Source organism: Mycobacterium sp. GA-0227b (assembly GCF_001499855.1).
GTDB lineage: Bacteria > Actinomycetota > Actinomycetes > Mycobacteriales > Mycobacteriaceae > Mycobacterium.
On sequence record NZ_LQIK01000023.1, the window covers coordinates 268157 to 290091 of the forward strand.

Annotated in this window: 23 protein-coding genes; 7 read left to right on the forward strand and 16 right to left on the reverse strand. The window is 67.4% G+C overall.

The genetic code is table 11. From position 1 onward, the window contains the following. Positions 1-79: 79 nt before the first annotated feature. Positions 80-1507: a WS/DGAT/MGAT family O-acyltransferase gene (locus AU185_RS14820; RefSeq protein ID WP_059099715.1), complete on the reverse strand. Its 1428-nt coding sequence runs from the start codon at positions 1505-1507 to the stop codon at positions 80-82. 104 nt (positions 1508-1611) lie between these two features. Between AU185_RS14820 and AU185_RS14825 the strand changes: the two genes are divergently transcribed. Continuing rightward, a complete protein-coding gene (locus AU185_RS14825; RefSeq protein WP_059099714.1) occupies positions 1612-2310 on the forward strand; it encodes a DUF427 domain-containing protein in 699 nt (232 codons plus the stop codon). A 59-nt stretch (positions 2311-2369) separates the two neighbouring features. On the opposite strand, the gene AU185_RS14830 is transcribed toward AU185_RS14825, so the two are convergent. After that, entirely contained in the window at positions 2370-3290 is a 921-nt protein-coding gene (locus AU185_RS14830; protein WP_059099713.1) for an LLM class F420-dependent oxidoreductase, read from the reverse strand. 102 nt (positions 3291-3392) lie between these two features. On the opposite strand from AU185_RS14830, the gene AU185_RS14835 reads away from it, so the two are divergent. Then, positions 3393-4340: an LLM class flavin-dependent oxidoreductase gene (locus tag AU185_RS14835; RefSeq protein ID WP_286131904.1), complete on the forward strand. Its 948-nt coding sequence runs from the start codon at positions 3393-3395 to the stop codon at positions 4338-4340. Here the strand turns inward: AU185_RS14835 and AU185_RS14840 are convergent. After that, complete coding sequence (locus tag AU185_RS14840; protein ID WP_059099712.1) at positions 4337-5500, reverse strand: acyl-CoA dehydrogenase family protein; 1164 nt, start codon at positions 5498-5500, stop codon at positions 4337-4339. The two genes, AU185_RS14835 and AU185_RS14840, sit on opposite strands and share 4 nt — an antisense overlap. 68 nt (positions 5501-5568) lie before the next feature. Here AU185_RS14840 and AU185_RS14845 point away from each other — a divergent pair, with 68 nt between their 5' ends. After that, on the forward strand, positions 5569-6036 hold the full coding sequence (locus tag AU185_RS14845) for an SRPBCC family protein (RefSeq protein WP_059099711.1): 468 nt from the start codon (positions 5569-5571) through the stop codon (positions 6034-6036). A 2-nt stretch (positions 6037-6038) separates the two neighbouring features. Here AU185_RS14845 and AU185_RS14850 read toward each other — a convergent pair whose 3' ends face one another. From AU185_RS14850 to AU185_RS14880, 7 genes are read right to left on the reverse strand one after another with little or no spacing between them, the layout of a single operon-like run. Continuing rightward, positions 6039-6953, reverse strand: coding sequence for an alpha/beta hydrolase (locus tag AU185_RS14850; protein WP_059099710.1), 915 nt, complete (start codon positions 6951-6953; stop codon positions 6039-6041). A 3-nt stretch (positions 6954-6956) separates the two neighbouring features. After that, the gene (locus AU185_RS14855) at positions 6957-8474 is read right to left on the reverse strand and encodes a flavin-containing monooxygenase (protein ID WP_059099709.1); all 1518 of its coding nucleotides are present in this window, start codon (positions 8472-8474) and stop codon (positions 6957-6959) included. Continuing rightward, on the reverse strand, positions 8456-9184 hold the full coding sequence (locus AU185_RS14860) for an SDR family NAD(P)-dependent oxidoreductase (RefSeq protein ID WP_059099708.1): 729 nt from the start codon (positions 9182-9184) through the stop codon (positions 8456-8458). The genes AU185_RS14855 and AU185_RS14860 overlap by 19 nt, the downstream gene beginning before the upstream one ends. Further along, positions 9181-9927, reverse strand: a complete 747-nt coding sequence (locus AU185_RS14865; protein ID WP_059099707.1) for an HpcH/HpaI aldolase family protein — start codon at positions 9925-9927, stop codon at positions 9181-9183. The genes AU185_RS14860 and AU185_RS14865 overlap by 4 nt, the downstream gene beginning before the upstream one ends. Further along, a complete protein-coding gene (locus AU185_RS14870) occupies positions 9924-10892 on the reverse strand; it encodes a zinc-binding dehydrogenase (RefSeq protein ID WP_059099706.1) in 969 nt (322 codons plus the stop codon). The genes AU185_RS14865 and AU185_RS14870 overlap by 4 nt, the downstream gene beginning before the upstream one ends. 1 nt (position 10893) lies before the next feature. Next, positions 10894-12132 (reverse strand): cytochrome P450, encoded by a 1239-nt coding sequence (locus AU185_RS14875; RefSeq protein ID WP_059099705.1) that lies wholly within the window; start codon positions 12130-12132, stop codon positions 10894-10896. Continuing rightward, positions 12129-12866, reverse strand: coding sequence for a hypothetical protein (locus tag AU185_RS14880; protein WP_059099704.1), 738 nt, complete (start codon positions 12864-12866; stop codon positions 12129-12131). Before AU185_RS14880 ends, AU185_RS14875 begins: the two co-directional genes overlap by 4 nt. Positions 12867-12947: 81 nt before the next feature. Between AU185_RS14880 and AU185_RS14885 the strand changes: the two genes are divergently transcribed. Together AU185_RS14885 and AU185_RS14890 are read left to right on the forward strand one after the other, a co-directional pair. Next, on the forward strand, positions 12948-13766 hold the full coding sequence (locus AU185_RS14885; RefSeq protein ID WP_059099703.1) for an SMP-30/gluconolactonase/LRE family protein: 819 nt from the start codon (positions 12948-12950) through the stop codon (positions 13764-13766). Then, positions 13763-14605, forward strand: coding sequence for a thioesterase family protein (locus AU185_RS14890; RefSeq protein ID WP_059099702.1), 843 nt, complete (start codon positions 13763-13765; stop codon positions 14603-14605). Before AU185_RS14885 ends, AU185_RS14890 begins: the two co-directional genes overlap by 4 nt. Here the strand turns inward: AU185_RS14890 and AU185_RS14895 are convergent, their stop codons facing one another. Genes AU185_RS14895 through AU185_RS14905 form a run of 3 tightly spaced genes read right to left on the reverse strand, consistent with a single transcriptional unit; the run spans position 14606 to position 16871 of the window. Then, the gene (locus tag AU185_RS14895) at positions 14606-15388 is read right to left on the reverse strand and encodes a MarP family serine protease (RefSeq protein ID WP_059099701.1); all 783 of its coding nucleotides are present in this window, start codon (positions 15386-15388) and stop codon (positions 14606-14608) included. A gap of 39 nt (positions 15389-15427) precedes the next feature. Then, positions 15428-15619, reverse strand: a complete 192-nt coding sequence (locus AU185_RS14900) for a ferredoxin (RefSeq protein WP_059099700.1) — start codon at positions 15617-15619, stop codon at positions 15428-15430. Between the two features lie 10 nt (positions 15620-15629). Next, on the reverse strand, positions 15630-16871 hold the full coding sequence (locus tag AU185_RS14905) for a cytochrome P450 (protein WP_156425529.1): 1242 nt from the start codon (positions 16869-16871) through the stop codon (positions 15630-15632). A gap of 38 nt (positions 16872-16909) precedes the next feature. Between AU185_RS14905 and AU185_RS14910 the strand changes: the two genes are divergently transcribed. Together AU185_RS14910 and AU185_RS14915 are read left to right on the forward strand one after the other, a co-directional pair. Further along, positions 16910-17458: a TetR/AcrR family transcriptional regulator gene (locus tag AU185_RS14910; RefSeq protein WP_059099698.1), complete on the forward strand. Its 549-nt coding sequence runs from the start codon at positions 16910-16912 to the stop codon at positions 17456-17458. Continuing rightward, a complete protein-coding gene (locus AU185_RS14915) occupies positions 17455-18501 on the forward strand; it encodes a phosphotransferase family protein (protein ID WP_059099697.1) in 1047 nt (348 codons plus the stop codon). Before AU185_RS14910 ends, AU185_RS14915 begins: the two co-directional genes overlap by 4 nt. A gap of 13 nt (positions 18502-18514) precedes the next feature. Here AU185_RS14915 and AU185_RS14920 read toward each other — a convergent pair whose 3' ends face one another. Genes AU185_RS14920 through AU185_RS14930 form a run of 3 tightly spaced genes read right to left on the reverse strand, consistent with a single transcriptional unit; the run spans position 18515 to position 21902 of the window. Then, on the reverse strand, positions 18515-19570 hold the full coding sequence (locus AU185_RS14920; RefSeq protein WP_059099696.1) for a phosphotransferase family protein: 1056 nt from the start codon (positions 19568-19570) through the stop codon (positions 18515-18517). Continuing rightward, positions 19567-20700, reverse strand: coding sequence for an Rv3169 family protein (locus AU185_RS14925; protein WP_059099695.1), 1134 nt, complete (start codon positions 20698-20700; stop codon positions 19567-19569). The genes AU185_RS14920 and AU185_RS14925 overlap by 4 nt, the downstream gene beginning before the upstream one ends. 29 nt (positions 20701-20729) lie before the next feature. Further along, positions 20730-21902 carry a CaiB/BaiF CoA transferase family protein gene (locus AU185_RS14930; protein ID WP_059099694.1) on the reverse strand — a complete coding sequence of 391 codons (1173 nt, stop codon included), beginning with the start codon at positions 21900-21902 and terminating at the stop codon, positions 20730-20732. Positions 21903-21935 lie beyond the last annotated feature (33 nt).

Here is a 21935-nt window from a genome sequence, read left to right on the forward strand (position 1 = left end):
AGGGGCTGTCACGGCACGCATAGAGCGTGACACTATTGTGTCGATCTGTAAAGGTTCGGTTTGGTCGGACCCAGGCCGCTCAGCGCGCCGCGCCGGCCAGCGGCAGCGCCGAATCCACGGCGGCCAGCTCGCCGGGGAGGCCGGCGGCGCGCCGTATCTCGGCGAACGCCTCGAGCAACGCGTCGGTCGCCTCGTGCGGGTCGTCGAGCGTGCGGTCGTCGGTCAGCACGGAGATGGCGAGCTGGTCGACGTAGCTCCACACGGTGATGTTCATTCCGCTGCCGGTGACGACGGGCCCAACCGAATAGATCTCGCTGACGACGCCGCCGGCGACGTGTCCGCGTTCGCGGGGGCCCGCCACGTTGGAGATGGTCAGATTCATCACCGCGCCGGATTCCATCCGGCGGGCCTGCATCCGGAAGAATCGGGGGGCCAACGCCGGCGGCAGGTAGGACATCCACGCCGGCAACACCGTCGGCCCCAGCAGCTGATGGCTCTCCTTGGCGATTCTCGTCGCGACCGACGTGAGCCGGACCCGTTCCAGCGGATCGGGTATGTGCACCGGCAGTGACGGCATCATGTAGGTGAACTCGTTGCCGGTCAACCGATCTGGCGACGGGTCGGTACTCACCGGGACGCCCGCGATCAACGGCGCGTCGGCGCACCCGTCGTAGCGCAGCAGCATCTTGCGCAACGCGCCGGCGGCGGTGGCCAACACGACGTCGTTGAGCGTCACGCCCAGCTGCCTGCCGGTCTGCTTGACCTCCGCCAGGTTCAACGGTGCGGTCGCGAACCGCCGGCCCGGCGACACCACGTGGTTGAGGAAGGTCTGCGGCGGGGCGAAGTTGCGGGCCAGATCGGGATGCCGACCCCGCTCCCTGGCGCGCCTGCGCACCCGCGACACCCCGGCGGCGGTCTCGTTGACCAGCCTGGGCAATCGGCGGATGAGGTGCGCGTGGTCGCGGCCGGCGGCTTTGAGCAGTTGCGCAGTGGTCCGCGCCGCGGGGTCGGGAACCGCCCTGACCGGCGACGGCTGGCCGGGTTCGAAAGCCTTGGCGATCTGGTTCGCCGATGCGACGCCGTCGGCGAGCACGTGATGAACCTTGTGGATGATCGCAACACGGTCGTCGGCCAGTCCCTCGGCGACATACATCTCCCACAGCGGACGGCTGCGGTCCAACGGCGTGCAGGCGATCTCGCCGATCAGGTCGTCCAGTTCGCGGCGCCCACCCGGCGCTGGTACGCGCGCCCTCCGGAGGTGGTAGTCGAGGTCGATGTCGGGGTTCTCCCACCACATCGGATGGTGCAGCTTCAGCGGGATGTCGACGAGTTGATAGCGCAGGGCCGACAGCGCCATCAACCGCGGATACGCCACCTCCCGGAACATGTCGAAGCAGTAGCCGTCGACGCCCGACACGTCGAGGATGCCGATCTTGAGCGTGTGCATATGGATCTCGGGCGTCTCGCTGTACAGCATCAACGCGTCCACGCCGTTGAGTCGCTTCATCTCACCCCTCACGCTCGCTGCTACCGGTTTCCCAATTGCCCGCATTTCCACGCAAATTCGGCGAAGAAGTGACGCTGCGGCCGAGATTTGTAAAGCTGTGCGGCATGAGTCTCGTCGCCGCCCGCGGCCCGCTGAGCAAAGATCCGGCGGGCTGGTTCACGCCGCCGCTGCCCGCCGAAGTGGTGTTCATCGAGCCCCATCCGCGACGCGTGCAGGCGCTTCTCGACGGCCGCCTCGTCATCGACACCGAGCGGGCGCTGATGGTGCACCGTCGCGACCACCCGCTCAGCTATGCGTTTCCGGTCGGCGAGGTCGGCGACCTCCCGGGTGAACCCGTTCCGGAGGCACCCGGATTCGTCCGGGTGCCGTGGGAGGCCGTCGACACCTGGCTGGAAGAGGGCCGCACGCTGGTGCACTACCCGCCCAACCCGTACCACCGGGTCGACTGTCGGCCGACAAGTCGCCGGTTACGCGTGACGGTGGCGGGCGAACAGCTGGTCGACACGACCGAGACGGTGATCGTCTTCGAGACGTCGCTGCAACCGCGCCTCTACGTCGATCCATCGCACGTGCGGACCGCCCTGCTGCGGCCATCGCAGACGAGCAGCTACTGCAACTACAAGGGATACGCGACGTACTGGTCGGCGGCCGTCGGCGACGCGGTGGTCGACGACGTCGCGTGGAGTTATCCGGATCCCCCGCCGGAAACACTGCCCGTGAAGGGTTTCCTCAGCTTCGACGCCGGCCGCGCCGAGGTACTGGCGGAACTTCCGGGGGCTGCCTTGGTGCGCCGAGACTGCTGAGAGATCGCCGATGCGCACGAAACTGCGATCTGGCCGCAGTTTCGACGAGGGGCTCGGCGTCAGGCGGCGGCGCTGATCACCGATTTGCCGAACCGCTCGATGGTCTCCAGCACATGGGCGAGGCTGTCGCCGGGCAGCCCGACCTGAACCCACGTCACACCTGTCGCGGCCAGCTTCTCCAGGCCGGCGAGGTATGCGTCGGCGTTGAAATCGTCGCTACCCGGACTGCCGCCCTCCGGGTTGGTGAAGGTGATGTCGATGCGCGACCAGTCCCGGCCGGCCTCGTCGAACCGGCGACGGAGATCATCGATTCCGGTAGCGAGGGTCTCGGTGTCCATCGTCGCGGTGCGAGCCGTCTGTGCCAGCAGCGCGGGCGCCGGGAACGGACACCAACCGTCGCCGTAGGCAACAACGCGCTTGCGGGCGGCGGCGGTGTTGCCGCCGATCCAGATCGGCGGATGCGGATCGCTGACCGGTCGTGGATGCGCCGTGATGCCGCTGGCGGTGAAATGCCGCCCCCGATACGAGAAGTCGTCGGTGGTCCAGATTCCGCGGATCACCTCCAGCGCTTCTTCGAACAGCGCGGCCCGTTCCTCGAAATCGACTCCCAGCGCGGTGAACTCCCGTTTGAGATAGCCCACGCCGACGCCGAGCGTGAACCGGCCCTCCGACAGCAGATCCAACGTGGCGCCGGCCTTGGCGACGACGAACGGGTTGCGGTACGGCAGCACGACGATGTTCGGGATGAGCCGCAGGGTGGTCGTGGTCGCGGCGGCATAACCCATCGCCACGAACGGGTCCACGGCGTCGTGTCCGCCGGCCTCGAGCCAGCGCTGCGTCGGCGCGGGATGGTCGGTGAAGCCGAATCCATCGAAACCCGCGGCCTCTGCGGCCGCCGCGACCGTCGCAATCCCCTTACCGGTGACCAACTCCGGGTTGTACGGGTGAGTGTGCATCGGGTGGGTGAAGGTGAACCGCATATGAGTATTGTCCCGTCCTAGAACATTCTTCTCGATTTCTGAGAATGTCGTTACCATGCGAATCGCGGAAAGTACAGCGTTGCCGACGATTGGACTGCGGACGTGACTCACGCCGGACCCACGAAGCCCGAGATCGGCGTCTACCTGCCGCAGATGGGCTTCACCTACGAGCAGATGTTGCACCGCACCCGGCGGTGCGAGGGACTCGGCATCGACTCGCTGTGGCTTTACGACCATTTGTACGGCCCGGGCGCACCCGGCTACCCGTCGCTGGAGGCATGGACGCTGGCGACGGCGCTGCTCAGCAACACCGAGCGCATCCGCATCGGACATATGGTGCTGTGCAACCAGTTTCGTCATCCGGCGGTGCTGGCCAAGATGGTCACCACGCTCGACCAGATCTCTGCGGGCCGGCTGCAGCTCGGACTCGGCAGCGGGTCGATCGAGGACGAGCACGACCGGGTCGGATTGCCTTGGGGATCCTTCCGCGAGCGTTCTGAGCGGCTCGGCGAGACACTGGAGATCCTGACCCAGGCCTTCGCCGACGAGCGAATCGACTTCACCGGCAAGCACTTCACGGTCAAGGATTTTCCCGTGACACCGGGCGCGGTCCAGCAGCCGAGGCCGCCGATCGTGGTCGGCGGTGTCGGCGAGAAGTACACGCTGCCGCTGGTCGCCCGCTACGCCGACGTGTGGAACGTGCCCACCTATGCGCTCGGTACGCTGCAGTCCAAAGTGACGGCGCTGCGGGCCATCTGCGAGGACATCGGCCGCGACCCGTCGACCATCATGCTGTCGGTCGAGGCGGTGATGGCGCTGGCACCCGACGACGCGTCGCTGCCGGAGGTGCGCCGGCTCGCCGAGAAGCGTTTCGGCTCACCGGCGTTCGGGCTGACCGAAGCGGGACTGGTCGGCACACCGCCGACGGTCGTCGACCGCATTCACGAACTGCAGTCACAGGGTTTCGGCCAGATTGTGCTGTTCACCCACGACCGCGGCTCCGATCAGACGCTGGAGCTGTTGGCTTCCGAGGTGATCGCCCGGCTCTAGCGTTTCACCGGCGGCGCATACGCCGGGCGGCCGAGCCCCAACGCCTGCTGGGCGATCATGTTGCGGAACACCTCGAGCGTGCCGCCGTAGATCCCGGTCGGCCCGGCCAGCCGGAACATGTACTCCGCTCCCCCGTCGTCGGCGGCGCCCCCGACACCGACAGGCAGGGCCGCGGCCGCGCCGAGCAGGTCCATCAGGTCCGGGGCCACGTCGCGCATCGTCTGCGCGATCGCCACCCGGCCGTACATCTCCGGCGTGCTCGCCGCGGCCTCCGTCCGGGCGACCGCGCGACCGAGGCGATACCGGGCGGAGTCCTCGTCGCCCGCCACCGCCGCGACGCGGTCGACCGCCTCGCCCAGCAACAGCAGATGCTCGCTCATCGCCGCCAACTTCTGCAGACCCTCGTCGTCACGCTCGACGGTGCCGTGCTCGGCGTTGAGCGCCTCGCGCAATACCGACCAGCCGCCGTTGACGTCACCGATCCGGTACTTGTCGTCGACCCGGACGTCGCTGTAGTAGGTGATGTTGGTGCGATCGCCGTCCACGGTGCGGATCGGCTGGATCTCAACACCCGGCGAAGCGAGCGGCACCAGGAACATGGTCAGGCTCTGGTGCTTGGGCGCATCGGGATCGGTGTTGGTGATCAGGAAGACGTACTGCGCGTTCTGCGCGTTCGACGTGAACATCTTGGAGCCGTTGATGACCCACGCGTCTCCCGAGGCGTCGCGCACGGCGCGGGTCTTACAGGTCGCGACGTCCGAACCGCCCTCGGGTTCGGTGTAGCCGAGGCACAGCCGGTAATGGCCCGACAGCACTTTCGGCAGCACCTCCCGTTGCAGCTGCGGCGAGCCGAACTGCTGCACGCAGCGCGCGACCATCGCCGTCGTGCCCCAGTGGAACCATGGGGTGTGGGCGCGGCCGATCTCCAGTTCCCAGATGCGGCGGCGCACCACACTGAAACCGCCCTCGGCCTCGTCCTTGAAGTCGGCGGCGAGATAGCCCGCCGCTCCGAGTGCGAGATGCACGCCCTCGTCGAAGTTCTCGCCCGTCTCGCGATCCCGTCGGATGACCTCGTCGGTCACGACCGAACGCAGGAAACTGCGGAGCTCGTCGCGGAACGCCCGGTCGTCCTCGCTCAGCTGTACGCGAGAGAAGTCCACCTGGACACCGTGACACTATTGCGGTTAGTTGTAAAGTCTGGGCCGAGATCCGAACGGAAGGCAGCACCTTGGGCGTCGTCACCACAAGCTCGGAAACCGCGTTCCCGCACGCGCCCGAGACCGTCTACGACTTCGTCACCAACCCGGCGAACTGGCCAAAGACCTATCCCAGCAGCGTCAACATCGGCGGGCTTCCGGACGCCTTGCCGCTCAAGGTCGGTGATACCTGGACCGAGACGGGTCCCGACGGTGACCGCATCTTCACCTGGCACCTCGCCATCGCGATGCGGCCGACCATGTGGGTGTTCAACTCGGTCGGCCGGCTCGGACACGGTCGCGACGGCGACGGCGGCATGGAGGGCCGCATCACCGTGCAATACCACTTCACCCGACCGGGTGCCGACGTCACACTGTTCACCCGGACGATGACGATCGAGGCGTACCGGCACGCGCCGCTGCCCGACGGGTTCTTCCGGACGGTCAACCCCGCGCACATCGACGCCTATCACGCCGCGATCGCCCGCGAACTCGGCTGAGCTCACATCCGGTGCAGCGCGCGCCGCAACGCCGCCCCCTGCAGCTCGAACAGCCGCACGCTGGTCTCCCACTCCGGCAGCAGCGAGTCGAACCCGTGACACGTGCCGGGGAACACGTGCAGTTCGGTCGCGACCCCGGCGCGCATCAGCCGCAGCGCATAGTCCACCGCTTCGTCGCGCAGCGGGTCGAGGTCCGAACAGCTGACGAACGCGCCTGCCACGCCGGACAACTCGGCAGCCCGGCCCGGCACCGCCGCGGCGCACGCGGCCGTGTTCCCCAGATAGTGCCGCCACATCATTTCGGCCGCCGGCCCGTCGAAACCGGGCGTCGTGTCGAACTCCTTCTTGGAGTCGGTGGGCCGGTCGTCGAGCACGGGTTGATGCAGCAGCTGAAACACCACCGGCGGTGCCGCTGCCGCTGCCGAGCGCTGCGCGAGGCCCGTGGCCAGCGCGGCGCCTGCGCTGCTTCCCGCGACCGCCAGCCTGGCGGCATCGATTCCGAGTTCCGTCGCGCACTCCATCGCCCAGTTCAGCACGGTCAGCGCGTCGTCGAGCGCAGCGGGATACGGGTGCTCGGGCGCAAGCCGGTAGTCGACCGAGATCACCGTGCAACCGCCACGCCTGGCGAACTCGACACATTGCAGATGGTCGGTATCGAGATTGCCCAACACGAATGCGCCTGCATGGCAATAGATCACCGCAGGCGCAGGCGCAGGCGCGCCGCGGTAGATCCGCACCGGCACCGACTGAGCGACCCGATTCTCGATCTCGACGCCGATGTCGTTGACCGCCTTGACCGTTTCGGCCCGGCGCTGGTTCAGCGAGTCGCGGACGACACCGAGAAGCCCGGGCGACAGATCGGTGCGCGCATCGGCGAGGTGACGTAGCGCGGGGTCGAGCCGATCGGCGATGGTCACGGCTCAGCGTCTCGCCGCCGTCTGGGTTTCGGGCTGGCCGACGCTGGACCGCTCGGGCGGGTCGAATGTGTAATCGGAGCTCTTGAAACGCCGTGTCATCGCCCAGAACGCGCGTGCGCTGCGCGGCCACTGGGTGACGACGCGACCGTTGGCCGCGCGAAAGTAGTTGCTGCACCTGGTCAGCCACACCGTGCCCGCCATCGCGCGGTCGATGTCGGCGAGGTAGGCCGCCATTGCGCGCGGCCGAACCGCCACATACGACTTGCCCTTGCGCCGTAGGTATTTCAGTGCGCGCACGATGTAGTGGGCCTGCGCCTCCAGCATGAAGATGACGCTGTTGGAGCCGACGTTCGTGTTGGGGCCGTACAGCATAAAGAAGTTCGGGAACCCGGGCACCGCCATCCCGAGGTACGCGTACGCCCCGTCGCTCCAGGTCTCGCGCAGTGTCGTTCCGTTCTCGCCGACGACCTCGATCTGGCCGAGGTAGTCGGCGGCCGCATACCCCGTCGCGCAGAGCACCGCGTCGACGTCGAGTTCGGTGCCGTCCCCGGTCACCAGTGTGTTGGCGCGCAAAGTCCGTGCCGCGCTGGCGATCACCTCGACGTGGGGTCGGTTGAGCGTCTGCAGGTAGTCGTTCGCGAAGACCAGCCTCTTGCATCCGAACGGGTGGTCCGGGGTGAGCTTGCGCCGCAGCTCCTCATCGGCCACCGTGGCCTCCAGCGCCTTGAGCGCGATGCCCTTGAACTCCTGGGTCTTGTCGCTGCCGTGCTCGATGACCGAGATGTTCGACTCGCTGCGCAGCCACAGCCGCGTCCGGTAGATCTTCTTCGCCAACGGGATGTTGCGGAACACCCACTTCTCCCGATCGGTGTACGGGCGGTCGGGTTTGGGCAGGATCCAGGTCGGTGAACGTTGCACCGAATACACCTTCTCGGCCACCTTGGCGACCTCCGGAACGAGTTGGGCCGCTGTCGAACCCGTGCCCAGTACCGCCACCCGCTTGCCCGTGAGGTCGACGGAGTGGTCCCAGCGCGCCGTGTGCATCACAGTGCCGGCGAACGGTTCCTCCTCGATCAGGTCGGGCATCACGGGACGGGTGAACAGGCCGATCGCCGAGACGACCACGTCTAACTTGTACCGCTCGCCCGTGGCGGTGGTCAGCTGCCAGGCGTCGTCGATCCAGTGGGCCGAGGTGATCTCGGTGTTCAGCTTCAGGTTGGGCCCGAGCCGGTAGCGCTGCGCGCAACGCTCGAAGTACTCGAGAATCTCGCGTTGCCCGGACCACAACCGCGACCACTCCGCGTTGAGGTCGAAAGAGTAGGAATACAGATGCGACTTCACATCGCAGGCCAGACCGGGATACGTGTTGATCCGCCAGGTACCGCCGACGCCGTCCTCCCTGTCGAAGATCGTGAAATCACGAAACCCGGCCTTACGTAGGAAGATTCCCAGCGCGAGCCCGCCCGGCCCGGCGCCGATGATGCCGATCGTCATCCCGCGCGTCATCCGAGTCGCAGGCATTGCCCTCCGTCCACGACCAGTTCGGCGCCGGTGATGAACGACGCGTGGTCGGAAACGAGGAAGGAGACGACGTTGGCCACCTCGACCGGCTTGCCGAGGCGGCCGAGCGTGGCGGCCAGCCTGCCCTGAGTCGTTTTATCGAGCATCGGCGTCTCGATCGGGCCGGGGAACACCGCGTTGACGCGAATCCCAGAAGGGGCGAGTTCGGCCGCGACGATCTGGGTGAGCCCCCGCAGCGCCCACTTCGATGAGCCGTAGGCGGCATGGTTTGGGAAGGGGCGGATGGCGCCGGTGCTCACCGTGTTGACGATCGCGGCACCCTCGGCTCGCCGCAAATGTGGAAGTGCCGCTTGAATTCCCAGGAACGGGCCGAGGCAGTTGAATCGCCAGCTGCCCTCGAAGCCCTCGGGAGTTTCCTTCTCGAGCGCCGCGCGGTGCAGCACGCCGGCGTTGTTGATCAGCGTGGTCAGGGCGCCAAAGCGGGCGACGACGGTTTGCACCGCCGTCGCCCACTGCTCCGGCGACGTCACATCGAGCGGGACGGCGATGACGCCGTCGTCGCCGAGTTCTTCGACGTTCGCCTGCAACTCGTCCATCCGCACGTCACAGGCGCCGACGCGAACCCCGTCCTCGCGCAGCCGTCGCACGATCGCCGCACCCTGTCCCCGTGCGGCGCCTGTCACCAGGGCCACGCGGCCCGCCGGCGTCATCGCGCCTCCCGCAGGATCTCGGCCGCGCCGTGGCGCAACGCCTGTGACTCCGACGCGAGCGTCAGCATCCGAAAGCCCCACTCGGCGGCCATCTTCGCCGGCTTTCCGGCTCCGGCATGGATACCCGCGATCAGGCCGGCCGCCGTGGCGCTGTCCGCAATTCGTGCGATCGCGTCCTGCACCGCCGGAGCGGTCCAGGCTTCCGCTGGCCGGTGTCCGAGCGACAGCGCCAGATCGGACGGTCCGACGTAGACGCCGGCCAGGCCCGGTACGGCGCAGATTTCGTCGACCGTCGCCAGCGCCTGCGCACTCTCGATCATCACGAAAACGTCCACCCGCGCTTCGTGTTCGGCGGGCTCACGGCCGAGGTCCGCCCGCAGCGGTCCGTAACTGCGCACGCCCGCAGGGCCATATCGTGTCGCGGCGACCGCCTCGGCGGCCTGCTCGGCCGAATCGACCATCGCCACGATCACGGCGTCGGCCCCCGCGTCGAGCACCCGGCCGATCGGGGCCGGATCGGTCGACGGAACCCGCACCGCCGTCGCGATCGGCACGTGTTCCATTCGGCGCAGCAGCAGCGCGACATCGGCGTCGTCGAGGTAGCCGTGCTGGATGTCGAACCCGACGTAGTCGTACCCTGCGGCGGCAAACTCCTGGGGGCCGATGATGGTCGGGCCGACGACCCATCCGCCCCACGCCCGCTGTTTGGCCGCGAAAGCGTCCTGCAGCTTGCTCGTGGTCATTCGACGATCGCGATCTTGACGCGGTCGGGCGCCGGCCGGCACGCGAGTTCGAAGGCGGCCTGGGCGTCGTCGACACCGAATGTGTGAGTCACGTAGGCGGGCAACAGGTCCCGATGGCGTCGGGCGAACTCGTCGGCCGCGGTCAGCATGCGTCGCCGGTCGAGTGTCACGCCCGATTTGAGTGTCAGGTTGTTGCGCAGCATGGTGCGCATGTTGATCGGGTAGCTGTCGTCGTCGGGCACTCCGAAATAGAAGACCGTCCCTCCCGGGGCAGCGGCTTCGATCGCGTGGCCCAGGGTGGCGACCTGATGGCCGACCGCTTCGATCACCACATCGGGCCGGTCTCCGGGCTCCAGGTGGCTCACCCAGCGGTCGCTGGTGGCGCGCACAATCGTGTCGACACCGAACTCCTTGGCCACCGCATCACGGTCGACCGGATCGACCCCGGTCACCCGGCGCGCGCCGAAAGCTTTTGCTGCGTAAGAGAACAGCAGGCCGATCGACCCCTGGCCGATGACTGCGACGTGCAGCCCCTTGAGCTTCGGCAACTGTTCGATCGCGTAGAGCACGCACGCCAGCGGCTGCAGCGCGACTGCATGTTGCGGGGTCAGATTGTGATCGTAGGGTGCGAGGCCGTCACCGTCGGCGACGACGAACTGCATCAAGCCGTCGAAGCCCGACGCCCAGCCGACGACCCGGGTGCCCACGCCGTGGCTGCGGTGCCGGCTGGCGACCACCTCACCGACGACCTCATGGATCGGAAAGCCGGGCATCTCGGCCGCGTTCAACCCCTGATCGCCGGGGATCTTGCCGCGGACCCCGCGAAACGGCGATAGGTCGCTGCCACAGACTCCGGCGGCCTCGAAGCGCAGCAGCACCTGCCGGTCGCCCAGCGACTCGGGTGTCGGCTCCGCAATATCGGCTTTTTCCAACGTGTACGGCGCAACCAGTCGATACGACCACATCTCACACGCCCTCCACCTGGACCTCGACGGGAACACTGTTCCAGCCCCACTGGAAACTCGACGGTGGCCGCGAGGCGGCCGCGTCGTCGATGCGCCATTCGGTGACGCGGTCGAGCCATTCGCTGACCAGGATGCCGATCTCCAGCCGGGCAAGGTGCACACCGAGGCAGAAGTGTTGCCCGCGACCGAAAGCCAGCAACCGCTCGATGGGCCGGTTCCAGATGAAGGCGTCCGGATCGGGATACTCGCGTTCATCGCGGTTGGCCGACGCGAGCAGCGTGATGACCCGCTGACCGGGTCGAATCGTGGTGTCGTGGACCGTGAACGGCTTGCGGGCGGTGCGCGCAAACCACTGTGCCGGTGCGCAGTAGCGGATCATCTCCTCACGCGCCACGGGCACGTTCGCGTCCGGGTCGGCGCGCACGGCGGACAGTTGGTCGGGTCGCCGCCCCAGTTCCCACAGGCCGTGGGCGACGATCTTCGGCACGGTTTCGGTTCCGCCGATGAAGATTCCGAGCATCTGGGTGGCGGCCTCGATGTCGCTGAACGCCGATCCGTCCGGCAGGCGGTGGTCGATCAGGTTGTCCGCGATCGGGTTCTGTCCGGCGGCGGCGCGGCTGCGCTGGATGATCGGAACGAGATACTCGAGATAGCCCGGCCGGGCGTTGGCCACCTCCACGCCACTTCCCGGCTGTGCCAGGCTGCCGGCGTTGACGGTGGCCAACACATCGGCCGCGAGATCGACGGGCAGGCCGAGCAGTTCGCACACCACGGACGCGGCGACGAGCCCGCCGTAGTCCTGGGTCAGGTCGAAATTTCCGCGCGGCAGAAGCTCGTCCAGGCGTTCGTTGGCCAGCGTCCGGATGCGATCGGCCAGCTTGGCGACCGACCTCGGCCGCAGCGGGGGCGAGGTGCAGCGGCGCACGGTGTCGTAGATCGGCGCGTCGAAATTCGCGTGAAACGGCATCGGGTGCAGCGGCGGGTCGGGGACAGGCCCGTCGTTGCGCTTCGCCAGAACCGTTGCGGCGGGCAATGTTCCCTCCGACGCCACGAAGGTGCCGTCGTTGACCTCCAACACCCGCCAGATGTCGTCGAACCGCGACAGGGCGTAGGTGTCCCACTTGTCGAGGTAGTACACCGGATATTGATCACGCAGCGTCCGGTAGTACGGCAGCGGGTCGGCCATCACCGCCGGGTCGAACGGGTCGTAGGAGAAGCCTTGCAGCACTGGGCTCCTCATTGCAGCGGCGAGGGGGGTAGGGCCTGCAGGATGGAATCTTCCCAGCCGTCACGCAACGCGGGTGCGACGCTCATCCAGGTGACGATCTCGGCGGGCGGACTGTCTTTCCATGACGGGTAGTGGTTCGCGAAACAGTCCCAGTCGCCGTCCAGCGCCCAATAGTGGATGACCTCGTTGAAGCGGAACGTGGTGATGAACGAACCGAGCCAACGCTTTCCGGTGCGCTCGGACCACGGGACGTAGAGGCGTTCCAGTTCCCGGATGTAGTCGTCCTGCCGGCCGGGCTTGGTCTGCATGATCTCTTGGATCACCAGGCCGGCACCGAAGTTCGCCTCGCGTAGCTGCGCCAGCGTCCGGTTGTACTTGCCCGCGTACATGATGCGGCCCTCGCCCGACGCGCCGATCTCGGCGAGGAACGTCGACCATTTCGCTGCCGCCGCCTCATGCGAGCCGCCCCGGGCCCGCGCCTTTCCGATACGCGCGTAGTCGGCGAACTGGTCGATCTCCCAGACGATCGTGACCTGCGGCCAATGCCCGTTGTACGGCGTCGTCTCCCAGATCGCGAACAGTCGCGCGCCGAGTTCGGCCATCATCGGGTGGTAGAGGTCGCTGAACGCCTCGGTGAATTTCTCTTCGCGCGAGCGCTCATCGCCGGTGAATTGAGCGGCCAGGCCAGAGCCGAGCGCGATCGTCTCATGCAAGTAGAGCAGCGTGTGGCCGTAGAACTTCTTCATGACCTGCCCCCATTTGACAGTGGCACCCTGCGAGCGTGACACTTATCGCGTGTTTTGTAAAGGTGTGGGGGCGGCGAGCGGATGACGTTGACACCGCTGGCGAACGGGCTCTGCTTCGGCGAGGGGCCACGGTGGTTCGAAGGTCTGCTCTGGTTCTCCGACATGCTCGGTGAAGCGGTGCACACCGTCGACCTGCACGGCGACATGGCGACGCTGCCGCTGCCCGGCCATGCCCCCGCCGGCCTGGGCTTTCGCCCCGACGGTTCGCTGCTGATCTCCTCCACCGAAAAGCGCCAAGTGCTCCGTTACGACGGCGAGAACGTCGCAGCCGTCGCCGATCTGTCCGACACGGTGCCGGCCGGCCTCGGCGACATGGTCGTCGACGACAGCGGTCGCGCCTACGTAGGGTCACAGGCCCGCGAAGGTGGGGTGATCGTGCGGCTCGACCCCGACGGCTCGTCCGCCGTCGTGGCCGCCGACCTGGACTTCCCGAATGGCATGGTGATCACGCCGGACGGCGCGACGCTGATCGTCGCGGAGTCGACCGGCAGGCGGCTGACCGCGTACTCCATCGGCGCGGACGGATCGCTGACCGGTCGCCGGACGTTCGCCGACGCGCTCGACGGGCCGCCGGACGGCATCTGCCTCGACGCCGACGGCGGCGTGTGGACGGCGATGACGCTGGCTCATCGGTTCGCGCGGATCACCGAGGGCGGCACCGTCACCGACCGCATCGACATCGGCGCACGCATCGCGATCGCCTGTGCACTCGGCGGTCCCGAACGCCGCACGTTGTTCCTGGTGTCCAGCACCGACGCATATCCGCAGCGGCTGATCGGCACCAAGCTTTCCCGCGTCGACGCCACGACCGTCGACGTCCCGGGAGCGGGCCTGCCGTGACCGACGCCTACTACGAACTCGTCGACGACGCCGATCCGCTCGGCGAGAAGTTCCGCGCAACCGATCTCGTGCGCAGCACCTGGTCGGCCGCGATCCAGCACGGTGCGCCGGTGTCCGCGCTTCTGGTGCGGGCGCTCGAGCGCTGCGAGACCCGCGATGACACCCGATTGAGCCGGGTGCTGATCGACCTGCTCGGCGGTGTTCCCGCCGAAGGAGACCTCTGGGTGCGCTCCCGAATCGAGCGGGCCGGCAAGCAGATCGAGCTGGTCAGTGCCGAGCTGCTGGCTCAGCGCCCCGACGGCGAGCCCCGACCCGTCGCCAGGGCCAGCGGGTGGCGGTTGAAAACCATCGACACCCGCGCGGTACAGCACGCGTCGGCGCCGCCGCTGCGTCCGCTCGCGGAGGCGAAAAGCCGTGACATGAAGAAGGACTGGGACCGCAACTACGTCCACAGCCTGGATTGGCGGTGGCTGACCAGGCCGCTGGACGACGGCCCCGGCGAGTCGTGGATCCGGCCCGAGGTCGACCTGGTCAACGGTGAGACCATGACGCCGCTGGAGCGGCTGTTCGCGGTCGCCGACGACGCCAACGGGATCGGCACCAAACTCGACATTCGCAAGTGGACGTTCATGAACACCGACCTCGCCGTGCACGTACACCGGATCCCCGACGGTGAGTGGATCGGCATCCGTGCCGAAACCAGTTACGGGCCAGACGGTATCGGCACCACGCTCGGCACTCTGTTCGACGAACGCGGTGCTGTCGGTGCGATCCAGCAGTCGGTGTTGGTGCGGTCCGCGGGCGGAGTTGGGGTGGGAAACAGCATGCCGGGCCGGTGATCAGGCGACGACGCAGGCGCCTGTCTCGACGGGCTGACTTGCGGCGACACCCTCGAGCATCAGCGCGAAGATCTGCTTGGCGGTGAGCACGAACCCGGTGTCGGGCTCGTCGACCGCCGCCCCGAAACTGATGCCGAGCACGCGCCGGTCGAGCCCGAGAAGCGGTCCCCCGGACTCGCCCTGCCGGATCGCGCCCCTGATGACGTACACCTCACGCTTCAACGTCGTGGTGCGGTAGATGTCGGGCCCCTGAAGGTCGATGACCTCGCGGATCCGTGCGGGCGTGGCGGTGAACGGCCCGCCACCCGGGTATCCGAGCACCACGGCGTCGGTGCCGGTGATGGCCGGTGTGTCGGCGAATGCCAGCGGCGGCGCCTGCAGGTCGGGCACGTCGAGCACCGCGATGTCCATGTAGGGGTCGAAAACCACGACGGTGGCGGGCTGTTCCCGATCGCCGACCCAGACGCTGACCGTGCCCCCGCCGGCGACGGCGTGTGCAGCCGACATCACCTTGTTGGGCGCGATGACGACTCCGCTGCCCGCCAGCGTCTTCTGACACGACGGCGCGATGGTTTGGATCCTGACGACGCTGCGCGCAGCCTCGGCGACGACCGCGTTGTCGACCAGCGCGGCGTCGGGTGCGGCGACCGAGGCGATCGCGACGGGGCCGGTCGGTTCGGCGTCGACGGCGACGTCCAGGGATTCAGTGAACCTGCCGCAGCCAGGCACGCCGATCGACAGCGCGATCGCGAGCAGGCAGACCGCGAGTCTTCTCGGCGTCATGGCGGAAACGATAGCCGCCCGGCATCGCGGCAGGTGCGCTCAGTCGACCAGTCGCAACGCCGCGACGGGGCACTGCGTCACGGCCTGCTGCATGCGGTCGCGGTCGGACTCCGGCCGGTCCGGCTCGTGGATGACCACATAACCGTCGTCACCCACCTCGAACACCTCCTCGGCGATCGATTCGCAGATTCCGTGTCCGGTGCACTTGTCGAGGTCGACCGCGACGCGCATGCTCAGTCCCCTAACGAACGACGGCGGGCAGCCGTTTGACGCCGTGCACGAAGCTGCTGTACAGCAGGTCGGGCTCGGAGAACTCGATGGTTTTCAGCCGAGTCAACAACTCGTGGAAGAGGTTTCGCAGTTCCGCTTTGGCCAGCTGGCTGCCCAGGCAGTAGTGCGGACCGCCGCCGCCGAACCCCAGGTGCGGGTTGGGTGAACGGGTGAGGTCGAATGCGCCGGGAGCGTCGAACACGGTCTCGTCCCGGTTGGCCGAGCAGTAGAACAGGCCGACCTTGTCGCCGGCCGCGACCGGGTGGCCGTTGATCTCGGTGTCCTCGGTGACAAAGCGTGCGAACTGCAGCACCGGCGACGACCAGCGGACGAATTCCTCGATCGCCGTACCGATGCGACCGTCGAAGTCGGCCATCAACCAGTCGCGCTGTTCGGGGTGTTCGACGAGCGCCATCATGGCGTGCGTCGTCGCCTGCTTGGTGGTGTCGTTACCCGCCGACGCGAGCAGGATCAGGAAGGCGCCGATCTCTTCGTCGGTCAGCCGGTGACCGTCGACCTCGGCGTTGACGATGCTGGTCATCAGGTCGTCGCCGGGGTGGGTGCGCCGGAACTGCGCCAGTTCTACGCCGGTGTTCGACAGCAGCGCGATCTGCGCGACGGGGTCGGCCAGGCGTTCGTCCTCGGTGGCGTACTCGTCGTCGCTCATCCCGAACAGCTTCTCTGCGGCATAGGCGACCGCGGGCTGGTCGGCGCTGGGCACGCCGAGCATGTCCATGATCGTCAGCATCGGCAGCTTCGCCGAACACGCCGACACGAACTCGACTTCGCCTGCACCGACGAGGTTTTCGACGATGGCGACCGCATTCTTGTGGATCTGCTCCTCGATCAGGCGGATGTTGCGGGGGGTGAACGCCGAACTGATCAGCCGCCGGTACACGGTGTGCTGCGGCGGGTCCATGGCCAAGAAGAACGAGGCGAATCGCTGGATCTCGGCGGGCATCGGGTTCAGCGCCACCCCCTGAGCGAAGCTGAACAGTTCGGGGTGTTGGCTGACGTTGACGATGTCGGCGCGCCGCGTCAACGCCCAGAACCCGGGCTCCTCCATCGGGAACATCGACGGCAACGGCGGGTGCCAGGTCAACCCGTCGGCAGCACGCAACCGCGCGAACGTCTCGTCGCGAACGGCGAACGGCCGGCTCCAGAACTCTTCCGACGTGATGTCGACGGCACTGTGTTCACGGGCTGATGTCACGGAATCAGCGTGACACTTCGTCAAAAATTTGTAAAGCTATGGCGGTGCCGGTAGCCGACGCGGACTCTTCGACGCGGGAACGCATTCTCGCCGCGACCGCGGAGGTGCTCGGCCGCCACGGCATGACGAAGCTCAGCCTGTCCGAAGTTGCGGTGCAGGCGCAGGTTTCCCGGCCCACCCTCTACCGCTGGTTCGCCTGCAAGCGCGACCTCCTCGACGCGTTCGTGGTGTGGGAACGCCAGTACTACGAACGCGCGGTGGCCGAGGCGACCGCGCACCTGCCGGCGGGCGAACGACTCGACGCAGCGCTGCGGGTGATCGTCGAATATCAGCAGTCCTATCCGGGGTTGCGCATGATCGACATCGAACCCGAACAGGTCATCAGGCGACTCGCCCGCGTCATCCCGCTGATGCGGCAGCGCCTGGAACGGCTCGCCACCGGACCCGACGCCGCACTCGCCGTGTCGACCGCGGTGCGCGTCGCGGTGTCGCACTATCTGGTGCGCAGTGACGACGACGCCGACTTCCTCGCCCAGCTCCGCCATGCCGCGCGGGTCAAGCATCACGCGCCGGGAAGCGAACGATGAGGATTCCAGCCGGCGTCGAGGAACTCACACCCGACTGGTTCAGCGAGATATTGCACGCCCCGGTCGACGGGGTTCACGTCCTCGATGCCCACTCTGGCACCACCGGCCGAGCCCGCGTCAAGCTGACGAGTCGCGGCGACGTGCCGGACACGCTTTTCGTCAAGCTGCAGCCGTTCGTCGATGAACAACGCGCGTTCCTCCGCCGAATAGGTCTGGGGGTCGCAGAGGCACGGTTGTATGCCGAGGTCGGCAACGAACTCCCGGTGCGCGCGCCGCGCGTCTGGCACGCCGGCCACGACGATTCCGACGGTTCGTTCGTGATGGTCCTCGAAGACCTACAAGCGTCGGGATGCCGTTTCCCCACCCCGGCCGACAGCGACATCATCGACGTCGCGGCCTCGCTCGTCGATGAACTCGCCGCATTGCATGCTCATTTCCGGTCGCGTGACCTCGGCTGGCTGCGCACCCCCTCGGGGATGCGGAACAAGCCCGAGGATGCCGCGGTGGCCGCCCAACGGGCCCAGTTCATCTTGTCGGCAATCGAGCAGTTCGCGCAGGAGATGCCGCCGGCGTTTCAGCGCATCGGGGAGCTGTACGCCCAGCGCTCCCCCGACATCGTCGAGCTGTTCAACGAAGGCGAACGCACGCTGATTCACGGCGACACCCACAGCGGCAATCTCTTCGTCGACGCAGGCCGATCCGGCCTGTACGACTGGGCGGTCGCCGGCCGCGCGCCAGGCGTCCGCGACGTCGCGTACTTCCTGTGCAATTCGCTGCCGGTCGAGATCAGGCGCGCCGAGGAGCGCGCATTGCTGGATCGGTATCGGGCGGGCCTGGCCCGGCATGGAGTCGCACTCGACGAGGGCACCGCTCACGAGCAGTACCGGTTGTTCTCGGTGTACTCCTGGATTGCTGCCGCATCAACGGCGGCCATGGGGTCGCGCTGGCAACCGATCGAGGTGTCCCGCGCAGCGATGGTGACGACCACGCAGGCGATCGAGGATCTGGATGCCGTCGGCCTGCTCGAAAGCAGATTGAACTGACCGGATTTCGCTTTCAGGCGATTCTCACCGGCATCACCGGCCCGTCGTCCAATTGCTCGGACACGTCGAGGTCGGTCAGGCCCATCTGCGTGAAAAGCGGTATGCCGTAGGCGTTGAGCAAGAAGCGCTGGTCGTCGGTGGCGCCCGTGTCGAATAAATGGGCGCCGACGAGGTTGATCACCGCGAGCTTGAACGCATTGAGCGCGCGATACCACTCGCGGTGCCGGACCGCTATGCCGCTCGAGGTCTCATAGCGGGCGATGATCTCGTCGATCGTGAGGGCCGCTGGATGGGTGGGGATTCCGACGGGCATCCGCCACAACAGTTCCAGGTAGCCGATGTCGGTCAGCGGGTCGCCGACGGTGCTCAGCTCCCAGTCGAACACCGCGCTCACCTCGTCGCCGACGAAGGCGAAATTGCCCGGCTTGGCGTCGCCATGAACCAGCGCGACGCTCGAAGACGACTGTGGCCGCGAGTCTTTCAACTCCGTCAACAACCGCTCGAGGGCCGGCAACGGCCCGCGCTTCACCCGCTCCATCTCGCCGGCCCAGTGGTCGATCTCGCGGTCGAGATGACCGGCACCGTCGTCCAGCACGGCCAACCCGAGGGCAGCGATGTCGACGGTGTGGATCGCGGCGAGTTGGTCGGCCATGCTCTCGCACATGCCGCGCACGCCGGCCTGGGCCGGCTCGGGCGCCTCCATCTCGTAGACGGTTCCCGCCACCCGCTCCATGACGAAGAAGGGCCGGCCGAGCACGTCGCCGCTGTCTTCGAGCCACAGTGCCCGCGGCACGCGCACCGGCGACCCTTCCAGAGCGCTCAACACGGTGAACTGCTTGGCCAGGTCGTACGGTTCGAGCAGTGCAGGCGGCCGGGGCCGCAGGCGCACCACGACGTCACGCCGGATCTCCCCGGCACCGGTTCCGGTGACGATCGTCAGCATCATCATTTCCGCCGAGTGGCCGAATTCGACCCGATCGAACCCCTCGACCCGCAGCCCGTCGGTATCGGCGAGTTGAGCACGCAACCACTCGGCGAGCCGGTCGCGCACGGCACTGCCGGACGTCATGCCTGCGCCTCCTGCGCGGGCGGCCGGTCGACCACTTTCCTGTCTTGTTTGAACTTCGCCATGTCCATCGGGCGCCAGTTGGGATAGCGGCGGTAGGCCTCACCGCCCATGAGAATCTCGAACACGCCCCAACCGACTCGGCCGTCGAAGTCGAATCGCATCAGCTGGTCGATCGCCATGGCCTTGTCATCGTTTTCGATCAGCTCGTCGCGGTCGTTGCTGTCCCACAGGAAGTGGATGAAGTACGCGCCGCCGCCGAGATCCTCGTAGTTGCATTTCGCCATCGGCAGCCCGTAGTAGGCGTTCACATGCTGGTGCACAGACTCGGCGGTGACGCGGTACCGCGCGCCGTCCTCATCGGTGAAGACCAGCACGGCCCGGGCAGGGCGCTTGCGGTCGGCGTCGAATTCGACGTCGTGCTCGATCTTGACGAAACGCTTGGACAGTGTGCCGTCGTTGTGCGTGATGCCGCCGTCGACGTAGGTGACTGTGCCGTCGGAAGTTTCGAAGATCCACGCCTCGATGGCGCGGTCGTCGAACCCCGCGTCGAGCCAAAGCCAGAAGTCGATCTCGTCGGCGACGCGCACACCGAACGTGCGATCGCGACCGCCGTGGAATCCGTCGACGGAGATGCGCTCACCCTCGATCTCCACCCAGCCCGTCCATCTGCCGGGCTCCTTCATGTGGTACATGTCCGCGATGACGCGACCGTTCTCGCCGGTCACCTTGAGCGGCAACAGTTCCCACATCGGGGCCGTGGGTTCGTAGTACAGCTCCCAAGCGATCCCAGACCCGTTGGGCGCGACTTCGAGCTTCCACTTCTTCAGCGGCTCAACGCATGTCCACCGCAAGGGCCCGGCGCCCACGTCGGCGCGGTCTGCACCGTCCACGACGGGGCGGCCCGCCAGCAGGTCGTAGTGCCGCCCATCGGCGAGCGTCACCTTCACATAGCCCAGACCCGTCCCCGTGTTGGGGTTGTTCCCGTAACCGGACGCCAGGAGCAGATCACCGTCGGGCGACGCGGCGAAGAAGTAGCACCGATCCGACCAGGTGGCGTCGGGATGGTGCACTTCGTCGAACGGCCGGGGCAGCTGGTGGGTGAACGACTCGTCGGCGGCGCTGTATCCCATAGTCAGCAGAGCGTGACATTTTCTGACGATTATGTAAAGGTTGGCCGCTCGCCCAGTTCGGTCATGATCTCGTCAGTGTGCTCCCCGAGCCGCGGTGCGGCCGACCGCGCCTCCCATGGGGTGCCGTGGAAGTCGGCTGGGGTGGCGACCATCGGTGTACTGCCGTCGCCATCAGGCACGTACACCACTCCGCCGGCGGCGTGGAACTGCTCGTCGCCGACCACGTCTTCGAGTGTGTTGATCGGTGACCAGAAGAAATCCGGTTCGGCGGCGAAGGTTTCGGCCCACTCGTCGAGCGGCCTGGTTGCGAATATCTCGTCGAGTGCGGCGATCAGTTCGACGGCGTTGGCGGCGCGCGCCTGCGGGGTGTCGAAGCGCGGATCGGTCAGCCACTCGGGCCGCCCGACAGCGCGGCACAGCGGCGGCCAGTGGCGGCCGGCCTGCAGACCCACGATCCAGAACCGGCGCCCGTCTGCGGCCGCGTAGTTGTTCATGCACGGGTTGCCCATGGTTTCGCGCTGACCGATCGCGATGGTGCTTCCGGTGAGCAGGAACGTGTTCAGGTCGAAGCTGACGGTGTAGGCCCCCTGGCGGTACAGCGACGTGCTGACCAACTGCCCGGCGCCGGTGCGGGCCCGGGCGACGAGCGCCGCACACACCGCCGCGGCGAGTGTCATGCCCGCCATGTGGTCGCCCATTCCCCCGCGTTGGAACGGCGGCGTATCACCGGGACGGGTGAGCAGATGCGCCAGCCCCGACCGCGCCCAGAATGCCGCGACGTCGTAGGCCGCCCGGTCGGCATCGGGCCCGCTCTCGCCGTACCCGGTGATCAGCCCGTAGACCAGTCGCGGATTTGCCGCTGTCACCGCCGCGAAGTCGAGGCCGATGCGCTTGAGCGCCGCGGGTCGGACATTGGTGAGGAAAACATCTGCGCCGGTGAGCAATTGGCGAACGGTCGCGGCACCGGCGGCCGAGGTCAGGTCGAGGACGATGCTGCGCTTCCCGCGGTTGTCCATCTCGAACGGCGGGTTCGATTCGCCGTCGACGCCCAGCATCCGGCCGAACATCCGGCCGGGATCGCCCGCCGGGGGCTCGATCTTGACGACGTCGGCGCCCCAGTCGGCGAGTATCCCGCCGGCGGCGGGTCCCGCCACCCACACGCCGAGTTCGACGACCCGCACGCCCTCCAGTGGACCCGCCATCGACACCTTCTTTACATTCGAGCGGCAATTTGT